This window comes from Roseibium sp. TrichSKD4 (assembly GCF_000148725.1).
Classification (GTDB): Bacteria; Pseudomonadota; Alphaproteobacteria; order Rhizobiales; family Stappiaceae; genus Roseibium.
Window position 1 is genome coordinate 37057 of the sequence record NZ_GL476319.1, and the last position, 4050, is coordinate 41106.

The window sequence follows — 4050 nt, forward strand, 5'->3', positions numbered from 1 at the left end:
ACATGTGTGCGCGAGGGTGGCAGCTGCGAAGGATGCTGAGCAACCGTTTCATCCATGGAGAGAATGCGAAAAGCCTGCAGGCCTCGCGGGCGATCCAAGACTTCGCATACGACGCGCGCACCTTCATAAGCAGTCTGAAAGCCGTCTCGTCGCAAGCAGGTCACGTGTAGAAGAATATCTGACTCGCCATCATCGGGAACGATGAACCCGTACCCTTTGGCGACGTCGAACCACTTGATAGTTCCAGCGACCTCGAAAACATCAAGAGCGACTTCATCGGCGCCCGTCTCGAGTACGCGGGGATCCGTAGCGGTTTTTCCCCCCATAGCAATATGTCCCGTGTCTGATCCGCAATAAAAGTCAGGACAAGCCAATCGACTCACTGACCACTGATTCCTAAACAAAAGCATAACATCCGCTTTAAATGCGGAAAGCTTATTTGTGGCACTAACCACAGCCGATTTTAAAGAGAAAATACCTAGATCGTGATTTTTTCGAAGGTTTTTGCAATGCGCGTGCGCAATATATGGTCAGCAAGCCCGTCTATTGGCGTCTCTTCTCCGTTAACGATCACAAGTGTCGCGCCTGCTTCTGCAGCGATGACTGGAAGTTCCGCTGCGGGATAGACAACCAGAGAAGACCCGATCACCAAAAACACATCAACTGACGCGGCCACCCGCGCAGCGTGTTGCAGCTTTTTCATGGGCATCTGTTGGCCAAAACTGACGACCGCTGGTTTCAACAATCCATTGCAAGCGGAACATTTGGGGCTATCTCCAGCTGCCACGAGAGGTCTCAAAGGTTCCAGCTCGTGGCGCTTGCCGCAATCCAGACAGGTCGCAAAAGTGCTGTTGCCGTGCAGCTCGACGAGTTTTTCCGTCGATGTCCCTGCCCTCTGATGCAATCCATCAACATTTTGGGTGACCAACAGCTCAAGTTTGCCGGGCTGCTCCAAATCGACCAAAAATCGGTGCGCGGCATTCGGTTCTGCCTTTTCGAAAATGTCGAGCATTTCGAGCCGGCGCAGCCAATCCTCGCGTCTGCTTTCCGCTGATTGGACAAAATCCTGAAACTGAACCGGCAGCCGCTTAGACCAAATCCCGCCGGGAGATCGAAAATCGGGAATACCGCTGTCTGTTGAAATTCCAGCGCCTGTGAGAACGGCACAGGACAGGTCCGGCTGGTCAAAAAGAGTTGTGAGACAGTCTTGCGCTTCGCCAAGATCAACAATGGGCTCTATCATATCAGTAGCTACTAAAAGCACCGCTTTTCGAATTTAGAACAGGGAATACAAAATGCGCTATCTGCACACGATGGTCCGCGTGAAAGACGTCGACGCGTCCCTCGACTTTTATTGCAACAAACTCGGCATGACGGAAGTGCGCCGGATTGATAATGACAAAGGACGGTTCACGCTGATCTTCTTGGCGGCCTCCAAAGACGAAGCTAATGGCCGCGCATCCAAGGCCCCCCTGCTTGAGCTGACCTATAACTGGGACCCAGAAGAGTATGACGGCGGCCGAAATTTCGGCCACCTCGCCTATGAAGTTGACGACATCTATGAAACTTGCGCCAAACTTCAGGAACAAGGTGTGACCATCAACCGCCCGCCACGGGATGGATACATGGCCTTCATCAAGTCGCCCGACAACATTTCCATCGAGCTTCTGCAGAAGGGCGAGGCGCTTGCAGCTCAGGACCCTTGGGCCTCTATGGAGAACACCGGCACTTGGTAAGCTGGCGAAGTTATCCAGTGTTTCGAGGCCGGCTATCTGGCCTTGAAACATTTTTTTCAAGAAGCTATTGCGGGGAACAAAAATCCCCCGTATAAGCGCCTCCACAACGCGATTGCGTTGACCGCGCGCCCATCGTCTAGCGGTCTAGGACGCCGCCCTTTCACGGCGGAAACACGGGTTCGAGTCCCGTTGGGCGTGCCATTTCTTTCTTCTATCAGTATATAATTCTCAGTGTTCGTTCGTGAGTTTTTGATACGTGGATACAAAAACTCACGCAGGTTTTTTGACACATAATATCAAGCAGCACTAAGTGCTGCTCTCATAGGCCAAGATTGCGCCCGCCAGATCTTCCAGCGCTGCTCCCACTGACTTGAAAAGCGTGATTTCATCTGCCGACTTTCGGCCCTGATGCGTCCCGCGTGCCAGCTCGTATAAATCCGCCTCAATCCCCTCAAGCGTCAGAACGCCCGATGCCAATGGTTGGACAATATCTCCCCCCTCTTTGGTGCAGCCATCTCTCGTGTCGACAAACACAGATGCGCGGCGAATTGCTTCATCATCACTCTCGCGCATGGTTGGCTTAAAAGCACCAACCAGATCGACATGGGTTCCGGGTGACAACCATTCTCCCTTAATCAACGGCTGCTCGGACAAGGTTGCCGCAGAGATGATGTCAGCGGACCCGTATGCCGTGGCGAGATCCTCGGTAGCAACCGCTGTTATTCCGGTCTCGCTCTTAACTTGCGCGGCAATTGCGCTAGCCTTTTCAAGAGAACGCCCCCAGATCGTCACCTGAGTGATCGGGCGGACGGCAGCATGAGCTTGAACCAGGTTGACCGACAAACGCCCTGTCCCGACGACCACAAGATGGGAGGCGTCTTCTTTGGCCAAAAAACGTGCTGCGAGCGCAGAGGCTGCGGCTGTTCTTCGTGCTGTTAGTTCGCCGCCGTCAACAAGCGCCAGCGCTGCCCCTGTCCCGGCATCGGACAGTAGATAGGAGGCTGAGACTGCAGGCAGACCACGGTCTGCATTTCCTGGAACCACATGAGCGATTTTGACGCCAGAGTATTTCCCCGGCACCCAAGCGGGCATCAAAAGCATGGTGGCATCCGGCTCACCTGAGACTTTCATGTCATGGTGATGGCGGACCGGCATGTCGCACCCGGATTTGAACATTGCGTCCAGTGCATCCACCAGCTCTGCAAACGGAAGGGCATTTCTGGTCTGGCTTTCTGACAGCAACAACATGGAACGATACACCTCACTCAAAATGGTTCAGCCCAACAAAAAACCGGCGCTCCTGAGAGCGCCGGTGCATTAAAACTTCTAGGAAGCAATGACGTTAGATCGCCAGATACTCCTGTCGTAGTTCTGCGTTGTCGAGCACTTCTTGGGCCGTACCGTCGAACACCACTTCGCCAGTGTCAAGGATGACGGCCCGATCAGCCAGGTGAAGCGCGGCAATCGCGTTTTGCTCCACAATGACTGTCGTGATGCCCAATTCCTTGACGCCTTCAAGAATGCGCTCAATCTCCTGCACGATCACAGGTGCCAAACCTTCGTAAGGCTCATCCAGCAACAATAGCTTGATGTCCCGAGCGAGAACTCGGGCAACCGCCAGCATCTGCTGTTCACCACCGGACATGGTGACACCTTCCTGATTCCGTCTTTCCGCCAGCCGCGGAAAGTGATCGTAAATCCGTTCAATGGACCAGCCCTTGGGCTCGGCGATCTGCGCAAGCTCAAGGTTTTCCTGAACGGTGAGACCCGGAATGATCCGGCGATCTTCGGGAACAAGCCCGACACCGACACGGGCGGCATCATGGCTTTTCATCTCATGAAGCGGCTTATGGTCGAGCCAGATTTCCCCCTTCCGCAGTTCAGGGTCATCCATGCGGGATATGGTTCGCAAAGTGGATGTTTTGCCCGCGCCGTTGCGGCCAAGAAGTGCGAGAATTTCGCCTTCCCGGATATCAAAGTTGACGCCCTGAACGATATAGCTTTCGCCGTAATAGGCATGCATGTCCCACGCTGAGAAGAACGCTGGAGCGCCGCCCTGGGCACGTTTCGGCGGGACCGCTGGAGCCTGCTTGCCCGAGAATTGGTCTTCAAGAATGGTCACAGGTGTGCCCCTCCCAAATATGCTTCCTGAACGCGCGGATCACCCTTGATGTCCTCAGGCTTTCCTTCTGCGATGATTGTCCCTTGCGCCAGAACAGTGACCTTTTTGGCCAGTGAGAACACCACGTGCATGTCATGCTCAATCACGACTTTGGTGATGCCGCGGTCCCCGATGCGCTGCAACAGGTCAATC

Annotated in this window: 5 protein-coding genes, 1 tRNA gene and 1 pseudogene; 2 read left to right on the forward strand and 5 right to left on the reverse strand. The window is 54.3% G+C overall.

Annotation, left to right across the window (positions count from 1 at the left end):
* Together TRICHSKD4_RS16520 and TRICHSKD4_RS16525 are read right to left on the reverse strand one after the other, a co-directional pair.
* Positions 1–326: cold-shock protein (locus TRICHSKD4_RS16520; RefSeq protein WP_040617147.1), on the reverse strand; the 326-nt coding region annotated here is incomplete at its 3' end.
* Between the two features lie 152 nt (positions 327–478).
* A complete protein-coding gene (locus tag TRICHSKD4_RS16525; RefSeq protein WP_009468024.1) occupies positions 479–1243 on the reverse strand; it encodes a Sir2 family NAD-dependent protein deacetylase in 765 nt (254 codons plus the stop codon).
* Positions 1244–1295: 52 nt separating this feature from the next.
* Here TRICHSKD4_RS16525 and gloA point away from each other — a divergent pair, with 52 nt between their 5' ends.
* Positions 1296–1736 (forward strand): lactoylglutathione lyase, encoded by a 441-nt coding sequence (gene gloA / locus TRICHSKD4_RS16530; RefSeq protein WP_009468025.1) that lies wholly within the window; start codon positions 1296–1298, stop codon positions 1734–1736.
* A gap of 125 nt (positions 1737–1861) precedes the next feature.
* Positions 1862–1937: transfer RNA gene (locus TRICHSKD4_RS16535), tRNA-Glu, on the forward strand.
* A gap of 105 nt (positions 1938–2042) precedes the next feature.
* Here TRICHSKD4_RS16535 and TRICHSKD4_RS16540 read toward each other — a convergent pair.
* The 3 genes and pseudogenes from TRICHSKD4_RS16540 to TRICHSKD4_RS16550 all read right to left on the reverse strand — a co-directional run.
* Positions 2043–2984: an ornithine cyclodeaminase family protein gene (locus tag TRICHSKD4_RS16540; protein WP_009468026.1), complete on the reverse strand. Its 942-nt coding sequence runs from the start codon at positions 2982–2984 to the stop codon at positions 2043–2045.
* A 94-nt stretch (positions 2985–3078) separates the two neighbouring features.
* A complete protein-coding gene (locus TRICHSKD4_RS16545) occupies positions 3079–3858 on the reverse strand; it encodes an ABC transporter ATP-binding protein (RefSeq protein ID WP_009468027.1) in 780 nt (259 codons plus the stop codon).
* Positions 3855–4050, reverse strand: a pseudogene (locus TRICHSKD4_RS16550) (ABC transporter ATP-binding protein); the annotation flags it as partial. The pseudogene TRICHSKD4_RS16550 and the gene TRICHSKD4_RS16545, both read right to left, overlap by 4 nt.

Bases quoted from the DNA above. Each gene is read 5' to 3' on its own strand.
- TRICHSKD4_RS16525 (WP_009468024.1), bottom strand. From the start codon at position 1,243: ATGATAGAGCCCATTGTTGATCTTGGCGAAGCGCAAGACTGTCTCACA.
- gloA (WP_009468025.1), top strand. From the start codon at position 1,296: ATGCGCTATCTGCACACGATGGTCCGCGTGAAAGACGTCGACGCGTCC.
- TRICHSKD4_RS16540 (WP_009468026.1), bottom strand. From the start codon at position 2,984: ATGTTGTTGCTGTCAGAAAGCCAGACCAGAAATGCCCTTCCGTTTGCA.